Source organism: Sandarakinorhabdus rubra (assembly GCF_010994245.1).
Classification (GTDB): Bacteria; Pseudomonadota; Alphaproteobacteria; order Sphingomonadales; family Sphingomonadaceae; genus Sandarakinorhabdus; species Sandarakinorhabdus rubra.
In genome coordinates this window covers 1-593 of record NZ_WMHO01000464.1, presented here as the reverse complement: position 1 = coordinate 593, position 593 = coordinate 1, and the positions used below count along the sequence as shown (strand labels likewise).

The following is a 593-nucleotide window of genomic DNA, read 5'->3' as shown; positions in this document are numbered from 1 at the left end:
CGCCGCAAGTTCCGGGGCGACATCGGCGGCGCCGGGCGCCAGGCCGCGCCCGGGATGCACGCTCACCGGGCAGCCGAACGCCTCGCCGAAGACCGCTTCCAGCGCCAGCAGCAGCGGCATGAACGGCGTGTCGTCGCCATCGTCGGGCGGTGCTTCGGCGCTGCGTGGGCGCCAGTGGCTGATCACTGCCGCACCGGGCGGCGGCTCGGAGCGGATCCTGAGTTCGCTCATTGCACCACCAGCGAGGTGAGGAACACCTCCTCCACCGTGCCCGGCTCGCCCTTGCCCTTCAGGACCCGGTTGATCACCTCCTTCAGCCGCTCGCGCAGCGCGTCCTTGGCGGCGGCGCTGGCGACATCAGGCTCACGCGCCTCGCCGAGTGCGGCCAGCACCGCCGAGATGATGGCCGGGCGATGCTTCTCGATGGCTGCCACCGCCTCGGTACCGCCGAAGGTGGAGAGCGACAGCTTGACCTGCAGATAGCGGCCACTGTCAGCGAGGTTGCTGGTGAAGCTGTTGTCGAGCTCGACATATTCCAGCGGGCCGGCCGGCGGCGGCGCGGCGGCCACCGGGGCATGGCTGGCGCCGCCGCC

2 protein-coding genes are annotated in these 593 nt (G+C 71.8%); both read right to left on the bottom strand.

Translation table 11 applies throughout. The features are described 5' to 3' along the window. On the bottom strand, nt 1-231 hold a 231-nt coding region (locus tag GJV64_RS15310), incomplete at its 3' end, for a hypothetical protein (RefSeq protein WP_164158383.1). Beyond that, nucleotides 228-593 (bottom strand): flagellar basal body-associated FliL family protein (locus GJV64_RS15305; RefSeq protein ID WP_164158381.1); only part of this gene is annotated, 366 nt, incomplete at its 5' end. The genes GJV64_RS15310 and GJV64_RS15305, both read right to left, overlap by 4 nt.